Genomic DNA, 25,036 nt, shown 5'->3' with positions numbered 1-25,036 from the left:
TGGAAGCATTCTACAATACGAAACGAATTCATAGTCACTGTGATTATATGTCACCAAACGATTATGAAGAGCTGTATCGTAGGCTTCAGCAAGATGAATTGCAGCTGGCAGGTTAAGATGAGGAAAACCTCATTTTAACTTGTACTAAATCTTGACATAGGACCAAGAATATAATAATTTGTTATATATGATTAAGGATGATGAGTAATGCAGAATTTTCGACTTGTGGACTTTAACAACATCGAAATTTGGTGGGAGGTGTTATACAAATGAAACTGGCAGACTTATCAACTGGACCAGACTGGGTAGTATATGTTGGATTTATAATATTTGCTGTACTTTCCATAGTTTTGATTTCTGGACATGGAAGTTGGTTAATTTCCGGATATAATACAGCTTCAAAAGAAGAAAAGGCAAAATATAATGAAAAAAAGCTATGCAGAACAATGGGAATTGGAATGTCTGTTATAGCAATTCTTCTATTAATTATGGGGGTGTTTGAAAATATTTTACCGGCATTTTTTGTGTATATTGCATTGGGTATTATTTTAGCTGATGTTGTGATAATTATTGTCTTGGGAAATACAATAGTAAGCGCAAAATATTGCTACGCTACCCATGAATCACGCTTGCACCAAAATGATAGATGCAAGCGTTTTGCTCTATGTTTAGTTTTGACAGTTCGCTTTCGCAGTCTCGCTCCATGGGGCAAGCTGTTCCAACTGTTCATCTGACATTTTAGCGTCTGGCCGCTGTGATAAGAGATATGTCAGATATTTGTAGGTATTCAGGTCATTCGCTTTTGCCATCTCAACCATTGTATACACAATAGCACTAGAGGCAGCTCCCTTCGGGCTGGCACTGAACAGCCAGTTTTTCCGGCCAACAGTGAATGGTCTGATTGCATTCTCGCTAAGATTATTGGATAAACTGCAATGACCGTCTTCCAGATAGGTCATCAGGGTGTCTTTCCGATTTTGGGCATAGTTCACCGCTTTCGCCAAACGGGTTCCCTTATTTGGACGCTGTTGATCCAGCCAATTCCAGAATGCCTCCAGTATCGGCTTCTCCTTTTCAAGACGGAACTGTTTTCTCTGCTCCGCAGTATGATTTTTTGCTTTTGAGTACCGCTCACAATCAAACAGCTTGGAGCAGAATTGTACTCCCTGCACCGCCGGAAGGCTGTAATCATACTCTTTCCCTTTCGGTATGGCATCTGTGAAATAACGTCTCACATGTGCCCAGCAAGAGCAGCGTTTGATATCCGGCAGATCGTTATAACCCTGGTATCCATCGGTCTCCAGATATCCACGGAACCCCTGCAGGAAAGATGCTGCATGGAACTTTGCCCTTGTCTCTGTGTAATGATAGAGCAGGATCGGCGGAAGTCCATCTTCTCCACTGCGGAAGAGCCACATCCAGGAATCTGTTTCAGGATTGCGCTCCGGCTCATTCAGTACCTGAACCCGGGTTTCATCTGCCATCAGATATTTACGCATCCGTAACTGACGGTGAAAATAATCATAAACATGACAGAGGTAATTCTCGGCACAGTAAATGATCCAGTTAGCAAGCGTAGCCCGGCTTAATGGGACACCCAGCTGCTTCCATTCCGATTCCTGCCGGTTTAATGGCAGACCATTCTGGTACTTCTGGTGCATTGCCCATCCTACAACGGATTCCGATGCATAACTTTCTGGGATCAATGGTTCCTGGACAGGCGCTTTGACAAATGTCTGATCATCCGGGTGTTCCTCTGATATGGCACACTCCGGGCATTTATAGGTTTCACGATAGATATTTACTACTTTCCCTTTGGCAGGGGTAAACCGGAATTCATGGCGGACGAATTCTTTCCCAATACATTCCATCTGTGTTCCGCAGGTTGGACAGTTTCGCTCCTCCTCCGGAAGAGAAATGATCTCGTCGCAGGAAGGGACATTTTTAAAGAGATCTGCATGTGTCCGTCGTGCTTTTCGCTTATGTTCCGGAACAGTGATGTCATCAGGAAGTTCCTGTTTCCATGTCGGATCTGCCTCCTGCTCGGCTTCATCAAAAAGATTCAGCTGACCATCGATATCTTTCCGTTTTTCACTGGAAGTACCAAAGAGTTTCTTCGTGAGATATTCAATCTGCTGACGAAGGTTTTCTTTTTCCAGACGGTCTGCTTCCAATGTTTTTTGTAAAGACTGGATCAGTTCTGTCTGTGCGGAAATCGTCTTATTCAGTTGGTTGATCATGTCCTTGTACGCAAGGATTTTTGAATCTTTTGAATTATCGGCCATATGTCTTCTGCTCCTTTTTCATTGCTCTTATTATACCATAAAAAGCAATGAAAAAGAAGCAGAAAATCCAGTATTTACAAGGGATTGCAGACATGATACAGGGTGTAGAAAGCTCTCCATTTTTGTTGGTTGGCATAGAGTTTTTACACGATCATTGCGTAGGTTTGAATGCCTTTGGCTGTTCGATTTCAAGACCGGACATGAGCCAGTCGAATTGCTGCCAGGTCAGTTGCTTTACTTCCAGCTGATTTCTGGGCCAGCGGAACCTGCCCTGGACTTCCATGCGTTTATACAGCAGCACAAATCCGTCAGACTCCCAGAGCAAAGCTTTGATCCTGTCACAACGTTTTCCACAGAAAAGATACAGGGCGCTTCGCCTTGGATCCATATGGAGTTGTTCTTCTACAATAGCACACAGCCCGTCAATGGATTTCCGCATATCCGTTCTGCCTGTTACGATATAGATTTCATCGGCGGCTGTGATATCCCCTAACATTCCAACTCCTTCACAATGCGGAGCGTTTGAGCCAGAAGCTGAGGATCTGTTCCATTTGGTATTGTTAGATGGAAGCTTCCTACAGACAGCTTCATTGGCTCTGCTACGGAAAGGTTATTTCTTTCCGTAGCTACCGGAATCACATTGAATGGCTGTTCATATGGGAGCGGGTCAGTATCATGAAAATCCACTCTGACAACTTCCTGGCTTTCCGGTGCACGATAGCTGCGTCCGGTTGACGCTGGCAAATCCACACAACCTTTCTGACGCAGCCTTTTTACCCAGTTGTAAAAAGTCCCCGGTTTGATGTCGTGTTCCACACACCATTGATGATCTGTCAATCCACTTTGACGGCATTCCATGATGAGACGGTATTGTTCTTTGGCAGGTATTCTTTTGCTTCTCATGAGCACACCTCCATAAATCGGATAGAGTAAAATGCTCGCATCTATCATTTCTGGCAAGAGAAGATAAAGTGAAATGCTTGCATTTTCTAATGATTATTATGGATTCATTTTTAGGGCAACACAATCCGTCGAATTATTTTGCGCTTACTTTATTTATGTGCAAATAAAAAAGATCTGCACAATATATACTCGGTGTATAGTGTTTTAGAAAGAAGTTGTTTAGTTTTTGTTAATATTTGTATTCAATCCCATCTTATCCATAACCTCATCATGCGCCTTCTGAATCTTAAGCCGTTCCTTCCATGGTTCCGATTCCGGATAAATATCCATCCAAAGATTAAAATCGGCTTCCGCTTTCAGCAAAGCTTCCCCACGTTTCTTAACATCTTTTATTTCATTGCATTTCTCAACTTCTTCCATATATTCTTCATAACGATCTAACCATGATTGCATCAAAGACAATGTTCCAAAGCTGATTCCAACCATATCATTTCCATCTTTATCCTGGTATTCAAAGAGCTGTCCATCGTATTGTCGGAATATCTGAAAAAGCCTGTGTATAGCTTTTATACCATCAAAATCAGAGTTCGCCAGTACTTCGGGATTGACAGATAAAGCGTCTGCTATTTTTTCAAGAGATGATGGTTTGGGATTTCTTCTGCCGCTTTCGTAGGCACGAATGTAGGCTTCACTTGCTCCAACCATTTCTCCTAATTGTTTTTGGGTAAGATTGCGTTCCTGCCGGATATGTCTTATGTTTTCCCCGACTGTCATTACAACATGCCTCCTGCTCTAAAGCTATATTTTTGTGAAACTGTTCAACATCATATATAGGATAACACACGAGAACAAAAAAATAAAGCAAAAAGATATTGACACGCAACAAAAGTTACGATATTATAAAAACGCAACAAAATGATACTATACAGAAACAAATAAAGAAACAGGAGGAAACAATATGAACGAAAAAATCTATTACAGTGCAGAGGACATTGCAAAAATGCTTGGTGTGAGCATGGGGAAATCTTACAAAATCCTTAGAGAAATGAATAAGGATTTAGGCAAGTAAAGGGTTTCTCACAATCGCCGGAAAAATTCCGGTGGAGTATTTTAAGGAAAAATGGTACGGAGGAGCAAAGGAGGTAAGTGCATGAGCTGCAATGCAAAGAAAGATCCCAATGGTACGTGGCGGATACAATATCGCTGGACAGATTGGACGGGAACCAAAAAGAAATCACAAAAAAGGGGTTTTAAGACCAAGAAAGAAGCAGAAGAATGGTACGCACATTTCATGTTGCAGCAATCATCTGATCCGACGATGACACTGGCGGACTTTTGGGAGATTTATAAGGCGGATATGGAAAAGCGCTTACGAAAAACTACCATGAAGCAAAAAGAGTATGTAATGAATGACAAGGTGCTACCATATTTCGGAAAGACGCCAATTAATGAAATCACAGCTCCCATGATACGCAAATGGCAGGGAGAGATGATGGAAAAAGGTTTTAAGCCCACATATCTAAAAACAATACATAATCAGCTTAGTGCGATTTTGAATTATGCAGTAAATTTCTATGATTTGCGTTCGAATCCCTGTCGAAAAGCCGGAAGCATGGGCAAGAGTAAAGCGGATGAAAGACCGTATTGGACACTTGAGGAGTTTCAGAAATTTTCAGATGCGATTATGGATAAGCAGGATTCCTGGATTGCCTTCCAGATTTTATTTTGGACAGGTATGCGGATTGGAGAATTGCTGGCATTGCAGGTGAGAGATATTGATTTTGAACAGGGAACCATAACTGTTGACGAATCTTTGACGAGGCTTGATGGAGAGGATCTGATTACGGCACCAAAGACGGAAAGCTCGGTTCGAGTGATTACGATACATAAGGAATTGCAGGAGGAGCTAAAGGAATATATTGCCACATTGTATCATGTGAGACCGGGAACCCGTCTTTTTGCCGGAAGGACAAAGAGTTTCTTTGAACATGAGATGGAGCGTGGAATTAAGTTGTCGGGTGTAAAGAAAATTACAGTTCATTGTACCCGTCACAGTCATGCAAGTATGCTTGTGCAAATGGGATTCAGTCCAGTCGAGATTGCAAAACGGTTAGGGCATGGAAAGGTTACGACTACGATTGAAACCTATTGTCATCAGTCTATGGATGCACAGAAGAAAATTGCAGATAGACTTGGAAAAGTGGAAAGAGGTGAGGAGAGTGGCGTGTAAACGAGAAGACAGGTTTCGGCGCAATACAATTGCTTTTTGGCTGAGTGACGAAGAGAAAAGCCAAGTGGAAGCGAAGATAATTTTATCAGGGATATCGAAAGGTGAATATTACCGGAAAGCAGTTTTAGGGCAAGAGGTAACGGTTATTGCCGGAAATTATATGTCGGTTAGGGTGGCAAAAGTATTGGAGCAGATATTGGTACATTTACAGAATGGCAATACAGAAGAGGAAAGATTACTGATGGAACTGGTAAAACAATTGCTGGAAGTAAATAAAAATGCCCCTGCTGATAACAAGGGCATTCAGGAATAAAAAGGATAAAGCCTTTCTATCCAACACACACATTTATTATAGCAAAGGCTTTCTCTAGAGGAAAGGAGAAAATTGCATATTGAATATTTTTTCAGAGGTAAAGGAGTATCTGACGGCGAGACAGGTAGCAGAAAACTATGGTCTGCAGGTCAGAAGAAATGGGTTAGCCTGTTGCCCTTTCCATGATGATAAGCACCCAAGCATGAAGATTGATAAGAACTATCATTGTTTTGCCTGTGGTGTGGGAGGGGATGTGATTGACTATGTTTCCCGGATGTTTGGTTTATCGCAATATGAGGCGGCACTAAAGATTGTAGAAGATTTCCGGCTGCCGATAGAGGTCAAAAGAAACAAGGAATTAAGAGAGCAGGACAGAGAGCGTATTCGTAGAGAACGGACAGAACGTGAAAGGCTGATACACATCAGGGAGCGTTTTGACAGATGGTGCAATCACAGTATTGAGAGTTTAAGGGACAGTTTATCACTGATAGAGCAGATGGGTATTTTCCTTAATGGAAAGCCACCGGATATTATTTTTTCAGAGGACTATGCACGGATGCTTCATGCGGAACCGATTATGAATTACTGGTTGGATATTTTATGCATGGGCAATACGGAGGATAAACAGGAACTTTTTATGAAAGGCAGGAAGGAGGTGGAAGAAGTTGCAGAGAGAGTCAGAATCGGAAGAGAACGTATCATGGAACGAAATCGGGGAAGTGCTTGATACGGAAATGAGCACGGTAGAGGATATTCGGGCAGATTTGGCAAGAAACGAAAAAGGCAATATCTGTCAGACAATCAATAACTGTATGTTGGTATTTCAGCGTGATCCGTTGCTGAAGGGTGCAATTAGAAAAAATGAGCTGTCCGGAAAGATTGATATTGTCGGTAATCTGGGATGGCAGCGCACATCTTCCAGTCTGACGGATACTGATGTGTATCAGATACATTGGTACTTGGAAAAGAATTATGGTCTAAAAAATGACCGTAACATCAACAAGGCTATGAATATCGTTGCAAGTGAAAATAAGTATCACCCTATCCGGGAGTGTTTGGAAAAAATCAAATGGGATGGACTGCCACGAATAGATAATCTTTTGCCCAGATATTTGGGTGCTGATCACGATGATTACACGGTAGAAATCATGCGGCTCTTGATGCTGGCAGCTATCCGCAGGGTGTATGAGCCGGGATGCAAATTTGAAATCATGGTATGCCTTGTAGGAGGGCAGGGAGCAGGCAAGTCAACATTTTTTCGATTCCTAGCCATCAATGATGAATGGTTTTCAGATGATTTGAAGCGGATGGATGATGATAATGTCTATCGAAAGATGCAAGGACATTGGATTATTGAAATGTCGGAAATGATGGCAACGGTCAATGCCAAGAGCATTGAAGATATTAAGTCTTTTATCAGCCGGCAAAAGGAAACCTATAAAATTCCCTACGAAACGCACCCAGAGGACAGACCAAGACAATGCGTATTTGTGGGTACTTCCAACAATATGGATTTTCTTCCTCTTGATCGTACAGGGAACCGGAGATTTGCCCCGGTGCTGGTACATCCGGAACGGGTGGAAAAGCACATTCTTGAGGATGAAAAAGAATCAAGGGAATACATACGTCAGGCGTGGGCGGAAGCGATGGAACTATATCGGAACGGTTCTCATGAGTTAAAGCTGTCGAGGGAAACAGAAGAATACTTAAAGGAGATGCAGAAGGATTTTATGCCGGAGGATGCAAAGGTCGGAGTGATACAGCTCTGGTTGGATGAACTGGCAGAGGATTATGTATGTAGCATTATGATTTACAAGGAAGCATTTTCCTACGAGTATGACACACCAAAGGACTGGGAACTGAAAGAAATCAATAATGTCATGAACCATAGCATTGTCGGGTGGGAAAAAATATCTTCCCACAGATTTGCCGGATATGGCACACAAAGAGGGTGGCGCAGGGTGGCAGGTAAAAATCAGTTTCAGAAACTGCCAGAGGATGCGGTAATACCGTTCAGTAAATGATTACTATTCAGCCATAAGCTCGAAAATGCGTTGCATTTCCTCGCTTGAGCTAAACGCCCTATACAAATATTTGAAAATAGTCTTTATCATGCAAGCATGAACAGACTATTTCCAATATTTGTGCATGGCTGAATAGTAGCAAAAAAGTTTTTTAGGCTGCGTTTACAAATTCTGTTTACAGGCGTTCGTTTACGGAAATGTAAACGATCCGGTTTACGAAAGAATGCAGTAAAATTAAGGTTTTGAGGCTTTGTAAACAGAGTAAACGGAAATATTTCAAAAGAGCATTTGTAAACAAAACGTGTAAACGGATATGTAAACAGGACATTCAGGAGGATATTTTAATGGAGAAAAATTACATTCAGAACAATGGAAAAGCAAAAGGAAAAATTTATATCGGTTTGGATCATGGGTACGGGAATATCAAGACTGCACATAGAGTATTTACTACCGGAGTGGAAGCGTATGATGAGGAACCGATTGTCAGTACCAACTTTGTAAAATATCGGGATAAATATTATGTGATTGGCGAGAGCCACTTAGTATATCAGGGAAACAAAACAGATTCAGAGGATTTCTACATACTGACTTTGGCAGGACTGGCAGAGGAGTTGAAATTCCGGGGACTGCATGAGGCAGAGGTAGTGCTTGCAGTAGGACTTCCGCTTGCGTGGGTAAAGTCACAGGCTGCCGATTGGAGAGCGTATCTGATGCAGGAGAAGGAACTGGATTTCATGTTCCAAAAGGAACGCTACAAGGTGCATCTGTGTGGTGTGGAAATCTTTCCGCAGGGGCTGGCAGCTGTTCATAATCAAGGGGCAATGCCGGGAATGAATATGCTGGTTGACATTGGCAACGGAACCATGAGTATCCTTGAAATTCACGATGGCAGACCGATTGAAAAGAGCATCAGCACAGAAGTATTCGGGGTACATCATTGTATGGAAAAAATACAGAAAGAGCTGTCCAAGAGAGGCGGTGTGGAAGTGCCGGAAATGTTAATAGAACCCTTGCTTAGAAATGGCATAGGCGAAAGAACTGATAATGTAGCAATGGTCACGAAACGAATTGCGGAAAGCTATACAGAGGAAATCATGAAAAAGCTGGCGGCACATGGCTATAAGGAAGATCTGGTTCATCTCTATATCATTGGCGGTGGTGGTTGCCTGCTGAGGCACTTTTCAGATTTGACAGAAAAGGGAAATGTAACTGTCATTTCCGATATTTGTGCAAATGCAAAGGGATATGAGGCTTTGGCAGAAATGAAGCAGCGGATGAGAGGAAAAACTGCATGAGAAAAACATACAAATCAAGCAATGTGCGATTCTGCATGGAGGATGAGAACCAGCGCCGGACATGGGAGTATCTACAGAGTTTGACCCGAAAGGACAGCTCCTATGGAAAGGCACTTTCGGATGCCTTTGTATTAGTTTTGGATGGCAAGGTACCTAAGGGGGATGCTGAAGAAGCAGAGGAGCCTTGCTTCTCCCTATTGAAAGCCAAGAAAGCTTTGAGCGAAGAAAATATTCCAATCGGAAAGATGCTTTCGGAGGAAGCTTTTTATGACGGGTTGAAATTGACAGCGGAACATATTGAGGAAAGCGTTGCAGATCGAATTTCAAAGATGCAGGAAGCGCTTTTAAGGCAGTTGATGAAGAAACTTGGGGAACATGCCCTAAGAACCGTTTCGGGCGAGGATTCATCTCACTTAGAAAGCAGTGCGAGGAAGAAACGGAGCAAGTGCCGGAGACGGATATGTCGGATGCCATGATGTCAATGGCACTTGCCATGGGTGAATAGGCGGTACCGAAAATGGAAACCCATTTTGGCGCTTGGTATTCACTTTCGAAGTGGAAGCCAATGATACGGTACCGAAAGTATTTTATTCGGTACCGTCACCCATAGCGAATGACGGGGCGTTTTGCTGGAATGAGCAGTATGCCATGATGATTTTGCAATGGCAGACTATGACACTCGCAGAGTGGCATTAGCCTCGCAGAGCGCCTACCTTTGATACGCAGTGTCAAAGGTAATAAGGCGTTACTTTTGACAAAAGTAACAAAAGAGCCAGCAGAGCTGGCGATACTTCTCGAACTATTAATGTTCGAGAAGGTTCCTACACAGCAGCGATAAATGCGTAGCATTTAGAGCCGAACAGAAGAAAGAAGGTAAGACGATTGGGAGCAAAAACAATTTCTTTCCCAAAAGGGAAAGGGCATCTGACACATAACAACCGAGATTTTATCAGCAAAAATGTGGTATCCGAAAGGACATCTTGGAACCGAATTTATATGCAGGAATCTTTGGAACAAGCGTATGAGAAATGCTTTGGGCAGGCACTTATGGATTATAATGCAGCGCAAAAGCGTAAGGACAGGAAAAAAGAAAATTATCTGAAAGAAATCGAAAATTCCGGCAATAAGGAAAAGACGTTCTATGAAAATATCGTTCAGATAGGGAAAAAAGAAGATACTCCTGTGGTGGATGAAAACGGTAATCTTACAGAGGAAGCAAAGTCAGCCATTGAAATATTGGAGCAGTATGCAAAAACCTTTCAGGAACGTAATCCGAATTTGTATCTGTTCAATTGCGTCATGCACCTGGATGAAGCGACACCGCATTTACATATTGATTACATTCCGGTGGCACATGGATATAAAACAGGCATGGAAACCCGCAATAGTCTTACAAAGGCACTACAGCAGATGGGATTTGCAAAGGCGGTCAGTAAAAAGGAAAATGAAACAGTTGCGTGGCAACAAAGAGAACGAGCCTATTTGACGGAACTTTGCCGGGAGAAAGGCATTGACATAGAGGTGCTGGGAATACAGAGAGATAATCTTAGTCTGCCGGAGTATAAAGCGGCAATGCGAGAAGTGGAAGCACTGGAACAACAGACAGAGGAAATGGAGATACATAACAAGGAACTTGCTACACGAGCCGAGGAGTTGGCGAAGCAGATTGATGAACTGGAGGCAAGGGATAAAAGCAATCAGGAATTACTTGAGAAGCATAATCTGAGAGCAACTACCTTAAAGACCATTTCAAAAGAAGTAGATGCAGAAACCAAGAAGATAAAAAGTGAAGCAATTCCGGTCAATCATCTGTTTGGCGGTGAGGAATATGTCAAGGTAAAGAAAAGTGATTGGAATAAGATTATGGATGCTTTCAGCCGGGCAGTATCAAGGAATTATTTGTTGGAAAAATATGAAAAGAAAATATCTGCTTTGGAGAAGAAAATAGCAACTCTTACTAACCAGATTGAGAAGTTGAAACAGTTTGTGGCAGCAAGGGGACTTGGAGAGGCATTTGTAGAGTTTGTAAAATCGCTGGCACCAAAATCTTTTAAGCAAAAACTCGAAGAGAAAAAAGCGGATGTAGCGGAGCAGAATCGACTGAGAAAGACAACACAACAGGAAATGCCGGATAAGAAGAAAAAATTGCAACAGGTAATGTAAATTTGAAGAAAGCGAGGAACGTACAGTGAATTTGACTTATGAAAAATGTGGAGATTATTTGATACCGAACATAATTCCTGAACCGGAGCCGGAAGGAGAATTGAGAAAGTTCGGATTAATGCGGAAACATTATCTGAAAGAATATAAGAGTGGCATTTATCAGGGAATGGTTCTAAGTGGAAAGCTAAAGGAACATCTGCTCATGGTGCAGAAACAGGCAGAATTACAGTTTGATGCGCTGGTGGAGCAAATGGCAGAACGTGAGGGAGTGACAGAGCAGTTGACAGGGGTGAATCAGATGTTATGGGTGCAAAGGATGAATAATATCAGGGCTAGGGCAGAAGAAGTTGTGAGAGAGGAAATAATATATTGCAATGGCTAAGATAGGAGAAAAATAGGCAGAAAGTAATAAAGTTTTGAAAGGGCAACCGGTTTGAACATAATGTAAACGCAGGTGCGGAAAATAGTTATATAATGAATTACAGAAAGTAGAATTAAGTGAGCTATTGTGGGTATTTGAGGATGAATGGCAAAAAATAATAAAAAGTTAATTTATAGTGAACTTTTTTCGCTTTGTAGTGGTTATATAAGATGTAAGACGTTTTATGATTGGAGAAAACGCTATGAAAGACAGCGAATTGATTCAAAAAGTACATAGCGGAAATAAAGAGGCAGTCGGTATTATTATTGAACGATATTATGCAGATATTTATCGCTTTTGTCTATATATGGTTCAAACAGAGGATGATGCCTACGACATTGCTCAGGAAACTTTTTTGAAATTTATGAAATATGGAACTTCTTATAAACATCATAATCTCAAAGGTTATCTCCTGACTATTGCAAGAAATATATGTTTTAATTATTTCCGGGATAAGAAAGAAAAAGTAACAGCCGTCGAATGGGAGGAGATTGATAAAATTCCAAACCATAAAGATATGCTGACCGAAGCGGAGGATGCCGTTTATTTGAGAAATTTATTAAAGGAACTTTCGCAGGATACGAGGGAAGTTATTATTCTGCGTATTTATGAAGAAATGAAATTTAAAGATATTGCAAAGATTATGGGGTGCAGTGTTTCTACTACAAAGTCAAGATTTCGATTAGGTGTAAATCAGTTAAAAAAGTTAATGGAGAATGATTATGAGAGATAGCGAAATAAAGACTCTTTTTGCAAAGGCAGATGAACAAGTTCATGTTGATGAAATAAGAAAACAAAAGACTTATCATGCAATGATTGAGGAAATGGAAAAGCAGAGAACGCCAATGATGTCTACAAAAAATATTTTGTTTCATCAATTTTGGTACATGGATAAATTGTTTTTTGCTGTTTATGGTGTCCTTATCTGTTTAGGAATTATTTTTATTACAGCATTGCAATATGCCGGATTGAATCAAAATGAGATGATTACTGTATGTATGGTTGGAGCAGGTATTCTAAGTATAACTTCTATTGGTGTGATTGATAAATTGTTTTTTGGAAAAATGGCAGAGTTAGGAGAAAGCTGCTATTTCAATACAAAACAGTGTGTTGCTGCATGGCTGGTATTGTCGGGGATGATAAATGTTATGATATTGTTTTTGATAGCTGGCTATTTGAACTATCATTGGAGAGTTGGATTATTACAGGTGGGGCTGTATATTTTAACTCCATATCTAGTATCAAGTATAATTGCATTAGGGATTTTATTAATGGAAAAAAGAGGAAAAAATTCATCTTTATTTGGTATGAGTGCCATCTTTTTATCAATAAGTTATGGAGTAATAGGTTCGATTCCGAGAGCACTTTTTGTAACAACTCTTTGGATATGGGCAGTAGCTTTTCTTGTGTCGGGACTTTTATTTGTAATGCAGATAAAAAAATTGCTTAGTAAAATGGAAAAAGGAGAAGTATTATGCACGAATTAAAGTTGATGGATGTACAAAAAAAATACAAGGATAAAGAAGCAGTCAGAAAATTCAATTATACATTTGCAAATGGTGTGTATGGACTGTTGGGAGAAAATGGTGCGGGAAAAACAACATTAATGAGATTGATTTGTGGTGTTTTGCAGCCAACGGGGGGGAGTATTTATTGCGATAATATCGAGATAGCCAGTATGGGAGCAGAGTATCGTAGGTTATTGGGCTATTTACCACAAGATTTTGGATATTATGGTGATTTTACTGCGGAACGCTTCCTGCGATATATGGCGGCATTGAAAGCACTACCGGAAGATTATGCCAATAGTCGTATTGACGAACTTTTAGATATGGTAGAGCTGAAAAATGTGAAAAAGAAAAAGCTAAAGACTTTTTCAGGAGGTATGATACGAAGAATAGGAATTGCACAGGCACTTCTGAACAATCCTGAAATTTTGATTTTAGATGAACCTACAGCAGGACTTGATCCAAAGGAAAGAGTACGATTTCGTAATGTGATTAGTTCACTTGGAAAAAATAGGATGGTTTTACTGTCTACACATATCGTATCTGATATAGATTATATTGCAGACCGTATTTTGATTATGAAGAATGGAGAACTGATTCAAGAAGGAACGGAGAAAGAGCTCACTGACAAAGTGGAAGGATGTGTTTGGAAGTGTATTGTTTCTGAAAAAGAAGCAGGGCAGTTAACCAGTAGCTTCATTGTAAGCAATATGAGAAGTAGTGGAGAAAATGTTGAACTAAGAATTATTTCAGAAAGACAGCCGGTTGCAGGTGCAGAAAATGTGGAAAGTACACTGGAAGATGCATATCTTTATCATACACAAATAACAGGGGGAGAAAAAAATGCGACTTTATAAGATGGAGCTTTTTAAACTTTTTCAAAATAAAATATTTAAAATAGGAATGCTGGTTGCGACAGGATTGCTGCTTCTGTATTTTTGGTTTGCAGAGGTCGGTGGAGAAATAGCGACAATAGATGGGAAGTTTTATTCCGGTTATGAAGCAGTACAGATGAATCGGAAGATTACGGAAAAATTTGAAGGTGATTTGACGGATGAAAAAGTGAATCAAATAATTGAAAAATATGGTTTGCCTACAAAACTTGAGGAAAATATGCCAGGGTGGAGAGATGGAAACTTTTTAAATGATTTTGTTACAAGATATTTTACCAATGGTGCATGGGAAAATGGTGTACTTCCAACGGAAAGGTATTTTCTGGGGGAAACAGAATTGGGAAAAGCTTATGATGAAATTGGGAAAACACCTTATTTGGCATATACAACGGGATGGAAGGTATTCGTTGAAATGCTTCAGTTTGGATTGATTTTAGGAAGCATATTGATTATTTGCGGGGTGTCTACCATTTTCGCAGAGGAAAGCCAGACGAAAATGCTGCCATTAATTTTTAGCACGGAAGAAGGAAGAAGAAAAGATGTTCCTGCTAAAATTTTAGCTTCTTTTACATTCACTATTTTCATTTTTATGTGGTTTGTGTTAGTCAATTTAGTCTTATGCTGGATGATATATGGTTTGAAGGGATTTGAAAATATATCCTGGATGGTGCTTTCTCAACATATGCTTCAACCTGTATTATTTTTGAAATATCTTGGCATTTTATTAGGATTAGCTTTTCAGGCACTTTTATCGTTATGTGCTATTACATTATGCATTTCTGCATATCAGGATAGCTCTTTTGGTGCAGTAATTATTGCGGCTGCATGCTGGGGACTTCCTGTATTGATAAGGATGTTTTTCGGCGGAATCATATGGCTTATAGTAGATTCTATGCCGATTTTTCTTGTCATGCCGGGAATTGTAAATGACATATATGAGATATGGTATATTGTATTGGGAATAAATGTTTGCTTTGCCATAGGGTGTTTGGTAAAAGGATTGGTATTTTATAAGACAAAACAATTTGCATAAAAATAATTGGCTTATATAGGATGTGGAATGGGGGAATCATTTGGGAAGATTTTAATTCTATCATTTGAGGATGGAGAAGAGCATATTTTCAATCGTCTTTTGTCATATGTTAATGAAGAAATAGAAGTTCTGAAACATGATGACTTCTGTAAAGAAAAACTTCATTTTGAAGGACTTTGTATTGACAAGTTTAAGCGGATTGTGGTTCGTGAAGAAAATGAGATTCAACTTACATATACAGAATTTGAAATTTTATTGTTGTTAGCTCAAAATGCCGGAATAGTATTCAGCAAAGAACAAATATATGATAGTGTTTGGAAAGAGCCATATTTTGGCGATTACAATATCGTCATGAGCCATATTCGGAATATTCGGGAGAAGATTGAGGACAATCCAAGCAAGCCAATCTACATACAGACGGTTTGGGGTGTCGGTTATCGGTTTAATGGAAGAAGTAGCTAAATATTTTGTTACTTCTTCTATTTATTTGGTGCATTTAGGGTAAAGTATGGTATAATAAATTAGGGATTTTTTGCTCAAATGGAGGTGGTAATGTGGAAGCAAACGAGATTTCATTAGATTTGGAGTATGAAAAACGAGATGAAAATGGAAAATTAGAGTATGAAGGAATTTCGTTTGTGGAAGATGAATTTCCTGCTTTTTTGAAGCAAACAATATCTCCGATATATAAAGATGAAGATTATAATGCACAGATGAAAGAAGTAGCTATTGATATGACGGGCTTTGATTCGGAAAATTTGCAGGCTGTTTTCGACACAATGCCTAAAGTGAGTAACTTTAGAATTGGAGAATTAGTAGCAGAAAAAATAGTAGAGAGCAGATATAGCGCAAAATTTACATATAATAGTGATAGAGATTTGAAAAATCCAAATAGTAATAATACAGGTGCGGACTTAGTTGGATTCATTGAAATGGAAGATGGCGCAGTTAATTTCCTTTTTGGAGAGGTCAAAACATCTGAGGAACATACAAATCCGCCAGGGGTTATGTATGGTTCGGCTGGAATGATTGATCAATTAGTAGAATTGGGGACAAATTCTGATAAACTAAAATCTTTGGTGAAATGGATATTTATTAAGTGTAATTCAGATAAAGATTTGTTGGTACAAAAGTATATTAGAGAAGCGATGCAACATTATGTGAAAGACAGAAGCAGCATACAATTAATTGGTGTCTTGGTAAGAGATACAAATCCGAATGAGATGGACTTAAAAAATCGATATATAGATTTGAAAAAAAGGATTAACGGTCAGCATAATGTTCAGTTATTGGCAGTATATTCGAACTATAAGATGAAAGATGGGGCATGGGAAAAGTTGATTTAGGAGGTATTTTATGTCTAGTTGGTCTGAAAATTGGATATATAATTTAATACCACAAGAGGAATATGAACTTGCATTTGATATGGTAAATGGCAAGTCTATTTCTTGTGTCCTAAATCAAGAAGAGGAAATCGATTATTCTAAAATAGAGCATGTACAGGAGATTTTAGAACTGACTTTAATGGATATTCTTAAGTCAGAGGATGTTAATGAGAAGGATGTTGCCGAAGTAAGTCAAAAAATTTATTTGTTATTGTCTGCCTTGCCAATGCCAGTAGACAGTATTGAGAAAGCAAAGCATGTGTTAAAAATATTAGTGTATTCTTATATTGGAGAACAATGGGAAAGTGGAAGAAGATATCTGATAGAAAATAATATAAATATTTTGGTTGAAGAAAAAGATGATTGGAATATATGTGTTTTTAAAAAAATATGTAATGCATTATTTTTACTTGTAAAGAAAGAAAATTGGAAGGATTTAACAATGGCATGCCAATTGATTTCTGAACTTAGAGAAGACCAAAAAAAATTTGAATTGTATTATATCAATTCTATAGCACCTAGTAATAAAATGCTTGCTACATATGAATTGATTAGTTTGTACCATTTGGCAAAAATAGTAGATTTAATGGCTACATTTATGATAAATGGAGAAATACTGGATATTAGAGAGCAGATAGGAATGCATTTTGGAAAGGCTATTGAAGCAGCGGAAGAAGGAGGGATTGTATCTCTTAATTTAATACTGATAATGCTTCAAAGAATGCTTCAAAAGATGATTTCAAATTCTGTGTGGATGGTTACGCAAAGAGTAAATTCTAGAGTTACAAAGTTTGTAAGAAATATAACAACACAAGACAAAGCAGTCTTTGAACTTATGTATCCTCAAAAGCATGCTATTTTGGAAGAGGGGTTATTGGATCCAGCACACAAAGCGATTGTTGTTAATATGCCTACTTCTAGTGGCAAAACCTTAATTGCCCAATTTAGAATCCTCCAGGCGTTAAATCAATTTAGTGAGGATAATGGTTGGGTTGTGTATATTGCACCTACTCGAGCATTGGTAAATCAAGTGGCTGCAAAACTGAAAAGAGAATTTGAACCTATTGGAATAAAGGTTGAAAAGATGAGTGGGGCTATTGAAATAGACTCTTTTGAGAGTAATATGCTTACTGATAGCGAAGATAGATTTGATGTGTTAGTTGTTACACCTGAAAAGATGAATTTGTTGATTAGGGATGGCATTGAAACTAAGATGGGAAGACCATTAGCTTTAGCGGTTGTGGATGAGGCTCATAATATTGAAGAAGAGAGTAGAGGAATCAATTTAGAAATCCTTTTGGCAAATATTAAAAATGATTGTTCAAAGGCAAATTTCTTATTGTTAACTCCATTTATAAAAAATAGTGAAGAAATAGCAAAATGGTTGGATGCAGATAGCCCTAAGTCAATTAGTTTAGCAATAGACTGGAAACCGAATAAAAGAATATTAGGAGCCATTTATCCAGAGGGTAATAGAAGAAATTGGAAATTATTTTATCAAACGTTATTAACCAATAGCGCAGAGATACAGCTTGAAAAGAAGATGGTTCTATCTGATGAAGCGTTAATTGACGTGACTAGAAGTAACTTAAACAAAATGAAATTGGCTATAGCTTCAACCAAAAGATTAGCTGATAGAAAAGGAGTTTTAGTTATTGGAGGGCATGTAAAGGATTGTTGGAATATTGCGCATGCTTTATATGAAGAGTTAGAATTAGAATGTAATGATAATGATGTAGAACTTGTGAAGAAATATGTGGCTGCAGAATATGGTGAAGAGTTTGAACTTGTGAAGTTACTGTCAAAGGGCATTGCTGTGCATCATTCCGGACTGTCTGATGAAGTGAGAGTACTAATAGAATGGCTGATGGAAAGAGGTAAGCTAAATATACTGGTAGCTACGACGACTATTGCTCAAGGAATAAATTTTCCTGTTTCCACAATTATAATGGCATCAATTGCATATCCATATACGTCAGAAATGCCAATACGTGATTTTTGGAATTTAGTAGGTAGAGCTGGTAGGGCAGGACAAAATGATGTGGGAATGATTGGAATAACAATTGGGGCTAGGAATGATAATCAAAAGCAGGAGGAGTTGGCGAAACTAACTAGGTATGTAAAGAAGTCAACAGAAGAATTGGTTTCTCAATTACAGAAAATTGCAGAAAAAACTATAGAGTTTGGGGAACAATTTTCTTTAACAGATCAGTTTTATAATCCAGAATGGTCGCAATTTTTACAGTATATTACACATATGTTTAATCAATGTAAGGATTTAGGCGAGTTTGAGGAAAAGACAGATTTGTTTTTGCGAAGGACATTTGGATATTCCAACATTGAGCCAAGAAAACGAAAAATACTTCTTTCTGCTGTTAAGGAATATGGTGAGGTGTTAAATAAGAATAAGGGATTGGCAAAATTATCTGATTCAACAGGATTTTCAATGGAGACGTTAGGTCGTACTGCGTATAGAATCAAGGAATTGGGAATTCGGCAAGATAACTTAAAGGGGTCTTCTTTGTTTGGTAATGATAGCCAACTTAAAGACTTAATTGGAATAATGATGAATATTCCCGAAATAAGTAAAAATATGCAGGATATAGCAAAAGGAAATAGAAATTTATCAGGAGATATGATTGCACGTCTTACAACGGATTGGGTAAATGGAACGAAGCTAGAAACCTTAGCGAGTCAGTATTTTGGTGATGATAGAGATGCAATGACTGAATGCTGTCAAGCAATATATGGTAAATTGGTTAATTCTGCAACATGGGGATTGTCTACGATTCAGAAGTTAGGCATTAATGAAGACAGTCTTAGTGAAGAAGAATTGCAAAAGGCAGCTAATTTGCCGGCCATGATTTATTATGGAGTTAATTCTGATGAAGCTATTTTGATGCGTATGAATAATGTGCCGAGAAGTGTGGCGGCAGAAATGGGAGTTGAGTACAAAAAGGACTTTGATAATATTTACAAACAGTCTTCTTATGAAATCAGGCAATGGATTGAAGGATTATCATCTGATAAGTGGGATGCTTTCGCTGAAAATAAAAGAGGAATGTCAGGTAGCGATTACAGAGCAATTTGGAAAGTACTTAATAATGAAACATAAATATACTTTTATTTGCCTTTTTGTAATGATGTGAGAGGTGAGTTTATGGAGTGTAGAAGCACAGAAAAAAGACAGTGGATTGTTCAAAACTATAATGTTGAACCCGTGGCGCACATTCAGTTATTGGCAGGTCAAACAAAACATAGTGACGCGGGAGCTACTATTGAGAAAGACTACTATATTTTTGAAGCAGTGCATAAAGTTAATGGAAAAAAAGAAGTTATTCAGTGTGGAATGGGAGCTTCAAGAGATTTTCTTAAGTTGCTGAATCACGAAGGTTTACCATTGTTTAATCCTTTGCATGGAGATGGTGGTAATGACGGAGAACATAGAGGTGATGGAACTGGTGGTAGGCGAGCGCAAGAAACATGGAACCCAACGGCTAAGCAGTTGTACAATGCAATAATGTGGCTGATTATTGCATGGGATGCAAAGCCTGGGACACCACTATTTGAATTCAGAAGTGATATAGTAAAGTATAAAAGGTTTGAGCCTTTTGGTTGGAAAGTGAAGAGGGTAAATTCTGCAATTCAAAGTGGAGGAAAGGGAAAAACTCTTACGGAGATTATTGATTGTTTTAGACAGAATAATGATGTAAGAGATGATATGTGCCAATTTGATTTGTTGATAGGGATAATTAATAATTATACCGACCAAGATGGGAATCCTATACATATGCAGTCTTATTTTTGAGGCACGAAGAAGTCCGGGATATGATTGATTCATCAAGACAAGAATGGTTAAATAATACCTCTAATTTTGCAGAGAAATACTTCAAAATAGTTTTGAAAAGGTGTTGGGTACAATTTGGGTACAGCAGCTTTGAAACCACATTAACAAGATACAAAACGGTATCAAAATGATACGGTTTTGAAACATAATAACAGCAGATTTACATGAAAAATCAAATCAGAAAAAGAATTCGAATAATAAGCAAAACCCGGGAGCCCTTTATTTTCAAGGGTTCTCGGGTTTTTTCACATCCTCGTGATGTTAATGTGATGTTAAAACGTAAGCGCTTAATTTTTGGGTAACTACAAATTTATCCTTTTGAATAGTAAGCGCAAAATATTGCTACGCTACCCATGAATCACGCTTGCACCAAAATGATAGATGCAAGCGTTTTGCTCTATGTTTAGTTTTGACAGTTCGCTTTCGCAGTCTCGCTCCATGGGGCAAGCTGTTCCAACTGTTCATCTGACATTTTAGCGTCTGGCCGCTGTGATAAGAGATATGTCAGATATTTGTAGGTATTCAGGTCATTCGCTTTTGCCATCTCAACCATTGTATACACAATAGTACTAGAGGCAGCTCCCTTCGGGCTGGCACTGAACAGCCAGTTTNTTCCGGCCAACAGTGAATGGTCTGATTGCATTCTCGCTAAGATTATTGGATAAACTGCAATGACCGTCTTCCAGATAGGTCATCAGGGTGTCTTTCCGATTTTGGGCATAGTTCACCGCTTTCGCCAAACGGGTTCCCTTATTTGGACGCTGTTGATCCAGCCAATTCCAGAATGCCTCCAGTATCGGCTTCTCCTTTTCAAGACGGAACTGTTTTCTCTGCTCCGCAGTATGATTTTTTGCTTTTGAGTACCGCTCACAATCAAACAGCTTGGAGCAGAATTGTACTCCCTGCACCGCCGGAAGGCTGTAATCATACTCTTTCCCTTTCGGTATGGCATCTGTGAAATAACGTCTCACATGTGCCCAGCAAGAGCAGCGTTTGATATCCGGCAGATCGTTATAACCCTGGTATCCATCGGTCTCCAGATATCCACGGAACCCCTGCAGGAAAGATGCCGCATGGAACTTTGCCCTTGTCTCTGTGTAATGATAGAGCAGGATCGGCGGAAGTCCATCTTCTCCACTGCGGAAGAGCCACATCCAGGAATCTGTTTCAGGATTACGCTCCGGCTCATTCAGTACCTGAACCCGAGTTTCATCTGCCATCAGATATTTACGCTTCAGTAACTGACGGTGAAAATAATCATAAACATGACGGAGATAATTCTCGGCGCAGTAAATGATCCAGTTAGCAAGCGTAGCCCGGCTTAATGGGACACCCAGTTGCTTCCAGTCCTCTTCCTGCCGCTTTAATGGCAGACCATTCTGATACTTCTGGTGCATCGCCCATGCAACAACGGATTCGGAGGCATAACTTTCCGGAATCAATGGTTCCTGAACAGGAGCTTTGACAAACGTCTGATCATCAGGGTGCTCCTCTGATCTGGCACACTCCGGGCATTTATACGTTTCCCGATAGATATTTACCACTTTCCCTTTGGCTGGAGTAAACCGGAACTCATGACGGACGAATTCTTTTCCAATACATTCCATCTGTGTTCCGCAGGTTGGACAGTTCCGTTCCTCTTCTGGAAGAGAAAGGATCTCATCGCAGGAAGGCACATTTTTAAAGAGTTCTGCGTGTGTCCGTCGTGCTTTCCGTTTATGCTCTGAAACAATGATATCATCAGGAAGTTCCGGTTTCCATGCCGGATCTGCTTCCTGCTCGGCTTCATCAAAAAGATTCAGCTGACCATCGATATCTTTCCGTTTTTCACTGGAAGTACCAAAGAGCTTCTTCGTGAGATATTCAATCTGCTGACGAAGATTTTCTTTTTCCAGACGGTCTGCTTCCAATGTTTTTTGTAAAGACTGGATCAGTTCTGTCTGTGCGGAAATCGTTTTATTCAGTTGGTTGATCATGTCCTTGTACGCAAGGATTTTTGAATCTTTTGAATTACCAGCCATATGTTTTCTGCTCCTTTTTTACTGCTCTTATTATACCATAAAAAACAATGAAAAAGAAGCAGAAAACCCAGTATTTACAAGGGATTGCAGACATGATACAGGGTGTGGAAAGCTCTCCATTTTTGTTGGCTGGCATAGAGGTTTTACACGATCATTCCGTAGGTTTGAATGCTTTTGGCTGTTCGATTTCAAGACCGGACATGAGCCAGTCGAATTGCTGCCATGTCAGTTGCTTTACTTCCAACTGATTTCTGGGCCAGCGGAATCTGCCCTGGACTTCCATACGTTTATACAGCAACACAAATCCGTCAGATTCCCAGAGCAAAGCTTTGATCCTGTCACAACGTTTTCCACAGAAAAGATACAGGGCGCTTCGCCTTGGCTCCATATGAAGTTGATCCTCTACAATAGCACACAGCCCGTCAATGGATTTCCGCATATCCGTTCTGCCTGTTACGATATAGATTTCATCGGCGGCTGTGATATCCCCTAACATCCCAACTCCTTCACAATGCGAAGCGTTTGAGCCAGAAGCTGAGGATCTGTTCCATTTGGTATTGTTAGATGAAAACTTCCCACAGACAGTTTCAGTGGCTCTGCTACAGAAAGGTTATTTCTTTCCGTAGCCACCGGAATCACATTGAATGGCTGTTCATATGGGAGCGGGTCAGTATCATGAAAATCCACTCTGACAACTTCCTGGCTTTCCGGTGCACGATAGCTGCGTCCGGTTGACACTGGCAAATCCACACAACCTTTCTGACGTAGCCTTTTTACCCAGTTGTAAAAAGTTCCCGGTTTGATGTCGTGTTCCACACACCATTGATGATCTGTCAATCCACTTTGACGGCATTCCATGATGAGACGGTATTGTTTTTCGGCAGGTATTCTTTTGCTTCTCATGAGCACACCTCCATAAATTGGATAGAGTAAAATGGTAACCGCCAAATAATGATGCGGCCAGATATAAAATTACCCCAGCCCTTTGCGAGTTGGAGTAATTCACTATAATTCACATGCGATTTTTGATAGATTGGAGTTTTTGGCTCCAGGGTGCAAGCTCTGCGAGCTGATCATCGGTCATTTCTTTCGTTGGCCGATGGTCCAGCAGAAATTTCAGATATCCATAAACATTCAGGTCATGCGCCTTTGCCATCTCAACCATTGTATAAACTACAGCACTGGCATTGGCTCCAGAGACAGAATCACTGAACAGCCAGTTCTTCCGACCGACTGCAAATGGACGGATCGCGTTCTCGCTGAGATTGTTTGTGAAGCTGCAGCGACCATCCTCCAGATAGGTCTCCGCTGTTTCCCGCCGGTTAAGGACATAATTCACCGCTTTATCCATGCGGGTATTCCGGACTGGCTTTTGATGTTCAAGCCACAACCAAAAAGCCTCCAGAACAGGTTTTTCCTTCTCGAGACGCAGCTGCTTACGCTTTTCATAATCACCGGGATATTTTTTGTTAATGGAATCCTCTATGGCAAACAGGCGGTTACAGTACTGGACTCCCTGCACTGCAGGCTGGCTGTAATCATACTGTTTCCCTTTGGGAACGGCGTCGATAAAGTACCGGCGGATGTGCGCCCAGCAGGAACATCGTTTGATATCCGACAGGCTGTTGTAACCCTGATAACCATCCGTTTCCAGATACCCGTGATAGCCTTCCAGGAACTCCTTTGCATGGCTGCCGCTCCTGGTTGGAGAATAACCATATAAGATAATGGCCGGGAGGCCGTCTTCGCCGCTGCGGAACAGCCACATGAAGGATTGTGTCTGTGCCCGGCGTCCTTCTTCTTTCAGTACCTGGACTCTGGTCTCATCTGCCATTGCAAAGCTGTGCTTCAGCAGTTCCCGGTGGAAGTAATCATACATTGGCTGTAAGTAATTCCTGGAGCAATAGATAATCCAGTTTGCAAGTGTCGTCCTGCTGATCTGGGCACCATACTGTTTCCAGTCTTTCTCCTGACGGTAAAGGGGAAGTCCATTGGCGTACTTCTGATACATCGTCCATGCAACGGTGGATGCGGTCGCTGGGCCTTTTCCTACCAGGGCCTGCGGAACCTGAGACTTTACGATCACAGGTTTTTCCGTGTCTCCCAATCCTTCCTTACAAGACGGACATCCATAACTCTGGCTGTAGTATTCGATCACTTTGCATGTGGCCGGGATGAATTCCAGCTCACGGCGGACATACTCTTCGCCGATCAGAACCATCTGCGTACCGCAGACCGGGCAGACCTGATCTTCTTCTGGAAGAGGGATGACTACTTTTTCAACCTTCAGGCCTTTAAAAAGATCCTCATGGGTTGCTTTCTTCTTGCGGGTATGCTCCCGGATCACGGTCTCTTCTTCCAACAGGGAAAGATCCTGTTCCACTTCCGCTTCATCAAAAAGGTGCTGCTGTCCTGGAATGTCATCGGTTCTTCTTTCGCTGGAGGAACCGAAAAGCTTTTTGGTAAGATAGTCCACCTGTTCCTGAAGGGCTTTTTCGTGGCTGGTTTTTTCGTCAATAACAAGACGGAGAGATCTGATCAGTTCCGTCTGCTCAGAGATCATTGTTTTCAGTTGTGTTATGGTGTCCTTCAGCTCTAAGAGCTGGATGTCTTTTGCACTGGAAGCCATCGTTCTCTCCTTGGATTTGATACCTTTATTATACCAGAAATACAGTTATTCCTAAAGGAAAATAAGGGCTGAAAAACGCTGAATTT

The 25,036-nt window shown here is 40.2% G+C and carries 23 protein-coding genes and 2 pseudogenes; 17 read left to right on the top strand and 8 right to left on the bottom strand.

Annotated features, from left to right (window positions below; genetic code table 11):
- Positions 1 to 269: 269 nt before the first annotated feature.
- A pseudogene (locus BQ7352_RS02590) lies at positions 270 to 590 on the top strand (DUF3784 domain-containing protein); the annotation flags it as partial.
- 78 nt (positions 591 to 668) lie between these two features.
- On the opposite strand, the gene BQ7352_RS02585 reads toward BQ7352_RS02590, so the two are convergent.
- The 4 genes from BQ7352_RS02585 to BQ7352_RS02570 form a co-directional block, all read right to left on the bottom strand.
- Complete coding sequence (locus tag BQ7352_RS02585; protein WP_072446722.1) at positions 669 to 2,285, bottom strand: IS66-like element ISRgn2 family transposase; 1,617 nt, start codon at positions 2,283 to 2,285, stop codon at positions 669 to 671.
- Between the two features lie 151 nt (positions 2,286 to 2,436).
- Positions 2,437 to 2,781, bottom strand: coding sequence for an IS66 family insertion sequence element accessory protein TnpB (gene tnpB, locus BQ7352_RS02580; RefSeq protein ID WP_003023173.1), 345 nt, complete (start codon positions 2,779 to 2,781; stop codon positions 2,437 to 2,439).
- Complete coding sequence (gene tnpA / locus BQ7352_RS02575; protein WP_200791357.1) at positions 2,775 to 3,188, bottom strand: IS66 family insertion sequence element accessory protein TnpA; 414 nt, start codon at positions 3,186 to 3,188, stop codon at positions 2,775 to 2,777. The genes tnpB (BQ7352_RS02580) and tnpA (BQ7352_RS02575) overlap by 7 nt, the downstream gene beginning before the upstream one ends.
- A gap of 219 nt (positions 3,189 to 3,407) precedes the next feature.
- Positions 3,408 to 3,962, bottom strand: a complete 555-nt coding sequence (locus BQ7352_RS02570; RefSeq protein WP_072446720.1) for a helix-turn-helix domain-containing protein — start codon at positions 3,960 to 3,962, stop codon at positions 3,408 to 3,410.
- A gap of 376 nt (positions 3,963 to 4,338) precedes the next feature.
- Here BQ7352_RS02570 and BQ7352_RS02560 point away from each other — a divergent pair, with 376 nt between their 5' ends.
- The 16 genes from BQ7352_RS02560 (at position 4,339) to BQ7352_RS02485 (ending at position 20,261) form a co-directional block, all read left to right on the top strand.
- Complete coding sequence (locus BQ7352_RS02560) at positions 4,339 to 5,418, top strand: site-specific integrase (protein ID WP_072446718.1); 1,080 nt, start codon at positions 4,339 to 4,341, stop codon at positions 5,416 to 5,418.
- Entirely contained in the window at positions 5,408 to 5,731 is a 324-nt protein-coding gene (locus BQ7352_RS02555) for a plasmid mobilization protein (protein WP_072446715.1), read from the top strand. The genes BQ7352_RS02560 and BQ7352_RS02555 overlap by 11 nt, the downstream gene beginning before the upstream one ends.
- Positions 5,732 to 5,810: 79 nt before the next feature.
- Complete coding sequence (locus tag BQ7352_RS02550; RefSeq protein ID WP_072446713.1) at positions 5,811 to 6,458, top strand: CHC2 zinc finger domain-containing protein; 648 nt, start codon at positions 5,811 to 5,813, stop codon at positions 6,456 to 6,458.
- Positions 6,459 to 6,465: 7 nt separating this feature from the next.
- Positions 6,466 to 7,755 carry a virulence-associated E family protein gene (locus BQ7352_RS02545; RefSeq protein ID WP_072446876.1) on the top strand — a complete coding sequence of 430 codons (1,290 nt, stop codon included), beginning with the start codon at positions 6,466 to 6,468 and terminating at the stop codon, positions 7,753 to 7,755.
- Positions 7,756 to 8,099: 344 nt separating this feature from the next.
- Positions 8,100 to 9,050, top strand: a complete 951-nt coding sequence (locus BQ7352_RS02540; protein ID WP_072446711.1) for a ParM/StbA family protein — start codon at positions 8,100 to 8,102, stop codon at positions 9,048 to 9,050.
- Positions 9,047 to 9,526: a hypothetical protein gene (locus BQ7352_RS02535; protein WP_072446710.1), complete on the top strand. Its 480-nt coding sequence runs from the start codon at positions 9,047 to 9,049 to the stop codon at positions 9,524 to 9,526. The genes BQ7352_RS02540 and BQ7352_RS02535 overlap by 4 nt, the downstream gene beginning before the upstream one ends.
- 406 nt (positions 9,527 to 9,932) lie before the next feature.
- Positions 9,933 to 11,213, top strand: a complete 1,281-nt coding sequence (locus tag BQ7352_RS02530) for a plasmid recombination protein (RefSeq protein ID WP_072446708.1) — start codon at positions 9,933 to 9,935, stop codon at positions 11,211 to 11,213.
- A gap of 25 nt (positions 11,214 to 11,238) precedes the next feature.
- A complete protein-coding gene (locus BQ7352_RS02525; RefSeq protein ID WP_072446707.1) occupies positions 11,239 to 11,595 on the top strand; it encodes a TnpV protein in 357 nt (118 codons plus the stop codon).
- Between the two features lie 241 nt (positions 11,596 to 11,836).
- Positions 11,837 to 12,367: an RNA polymerase sigma factor gene (locus BQ7352_RS02520; RefSeq protein WP_072446706.1), complete on the top strand. Its 531-nt coding sequence runs from the start codon at positions 11,837 to 11,839 to the stop codon at positions 12,365 to 12,367.
- Complete coding sequence (locus tag BQ7352_RS02515) at positions 12,357 to 13,121, top strand: hypothetical protein (RefSeq protein ID WP_242948503.1); 765 nt, start codon at positions 12,357 to 12,359, stop codon at positions 13,119 to 13,121. Before BQ7352_RS02520 ends, BQ7352_RS02515 begins: the two co-directional genes overlap by 11 nt.
- Positions 13,109 to 13,999 carry an ABC transporter ATP-binding protein gene (locus tag BQ7352_RS02510; protein WP_072446702.1) on the top strand — a complete coding sequence of 297 codons (891 nt, stop codon included), beginning with the start codon at positions 13,109 to 13,111 and terminating at the stop codon, positions 13,997 to 13,999. Before BQ7352_RS02515 ends, BQ7352_RS02510 begins: the two co-directional genes overlap by 13 nt.
- Positions 13,986 to 15,068 carry an ABC transporter permease gene (locus BQ7352_RS02505; protein WP_072446699.1) on the top strand — a complete coding sequence of 361 codons (1,083 nt, stop codon included), beginning with the start codon at positions 13,986 to 13,988 and terminating at the stop codon, positions 15,066 to 15,068. The genes BQ7352_RS02510 and BQ7352_RS02505 overlap by 14 nt, the downstream gene beginning before the upstream one ends.
- A 27-nt stretch (positions 15,069 to 15,095) precedes the next feature.
- Positions 15,096 to 15,530 carry a winged helix-turn-helix domain-containing protein gene (locus BQ7352_RS02500; protein ID WP_242948502.1) on the top strand — a complete coding sequence of 145 codons (435 nt, stop codon included), beginning with the start codon at positions 15,096 to 15,098 and terminating at the stop codon, positions 15,528 to 15,530.
- Between the two features lie 92 nt (positions 15,531 to 15,622).
- Complete coding sequence (locus BQ7352_RS02495) at positions 15,623 to 16,414, top strand: hypothetical protein (protein ID WP_072446697.1); 792 nt, start codon at positions 15,623 to 15,625, stop codon at positions 16,412 to 16,414.
- 10 nt (positions 16,415 to 16,424) lie between these two features.
- Entirely contained in the window at positions 16,425 to 19,568 is a 3,144-nt protein-coding gene (locus BQ7352_RS02490; RefSeq protein ID WP_072446695.1) for a DEAD/DEAH box helicase, read from the top strand.
- Between the two features lie 45 nt (positions 19,569 to 19,613).
- Complete coding sequence (locus BQ7352_RS02485; RefSeq protein WP_200791360.1) at positions 19,614 to 20,261, top strand: hypothetical protein; 648 nt, start codon at positions 19,614 to 19,616, stop codon at positions 20,259 to 20,261.
- A gap of 442 nt (positions 20,262 to 20,703) precedes the next feature.
- Here the strand turns inward: BQ7352_RS02485 and tnpC (BQ7352_RS02480) are convergent.
- The 4 genes and pseudogenes from tnpC (BQ7352_RS02480) to tnpC (BQ7352_RS02465) form a co-directional block, all read right to left on the bottom strand.
- Positions 20,704 to 22,321: pseudogene (gene tnpC / locus BQ7352_RS02480) on the bottom strand (IS66 family transposase).
- A 151-nt stretch (positions 22,322 to 22,472) separates the two neighbouring features.
- Positions 22,473 to 22,817: an IS66 family insertion sequence element accessory protein TnpB gene (gene tnpB, locus BQ7352_RS02475; protein ID WP_066546197.1), complete on the bottom strand. Its 345-nt coding sequence runs from the start codon at positions 22,815 to 22,817 to the stop codon at positions 22,473 to 22,475.
- Complete coding sequence (gene tnpA / locus BQ7352_RS02470) at positions 22,811 to 23,224, bottom strand: IS66 family insertion sequence element accessory protein TnpA (protein ID WP_072446693.1); 414 nt, start codon at positions 23,222 to 23,224, stop codon at positions 22,811 to 22,813. Before tnpA (BQ7352_RS02470) ends, tnpB (BQ7352_RS02475) begins: the two co-directional genes overlap by 7 nt.
- A gap of 109 nt (positions 23,225 to 23,333) precedes the next feature.
- Complete coding sequence (gene tnpC, locus BQ7352_RS02465) at positions 23,334 to 24,950, bottom strand: IS66 family transposase (protein ID WP_072446692.1); 1,617 nt, start codon at positions 24,948 to 24,950, stop codon at positions 23,334 to 23,336.
- Between the last annotated feature and the right edge of the window lie 86 nt (positions 24,951 to 25,036).

Origin of the sequence: Blautia sp. Marseille-P3201T, from assembly GCF_900120295.1 — a bacterium.
GTDB lineage: Bacteria > Bacillota > Clostridia > Lachnospirales > Lachnospiraceae > Blautia.
The sequence above is the reverse complement of the archived record's forward strand: the minus strand, read 5'-3'. Positions and strand labels throughout refer to the sequence as shown.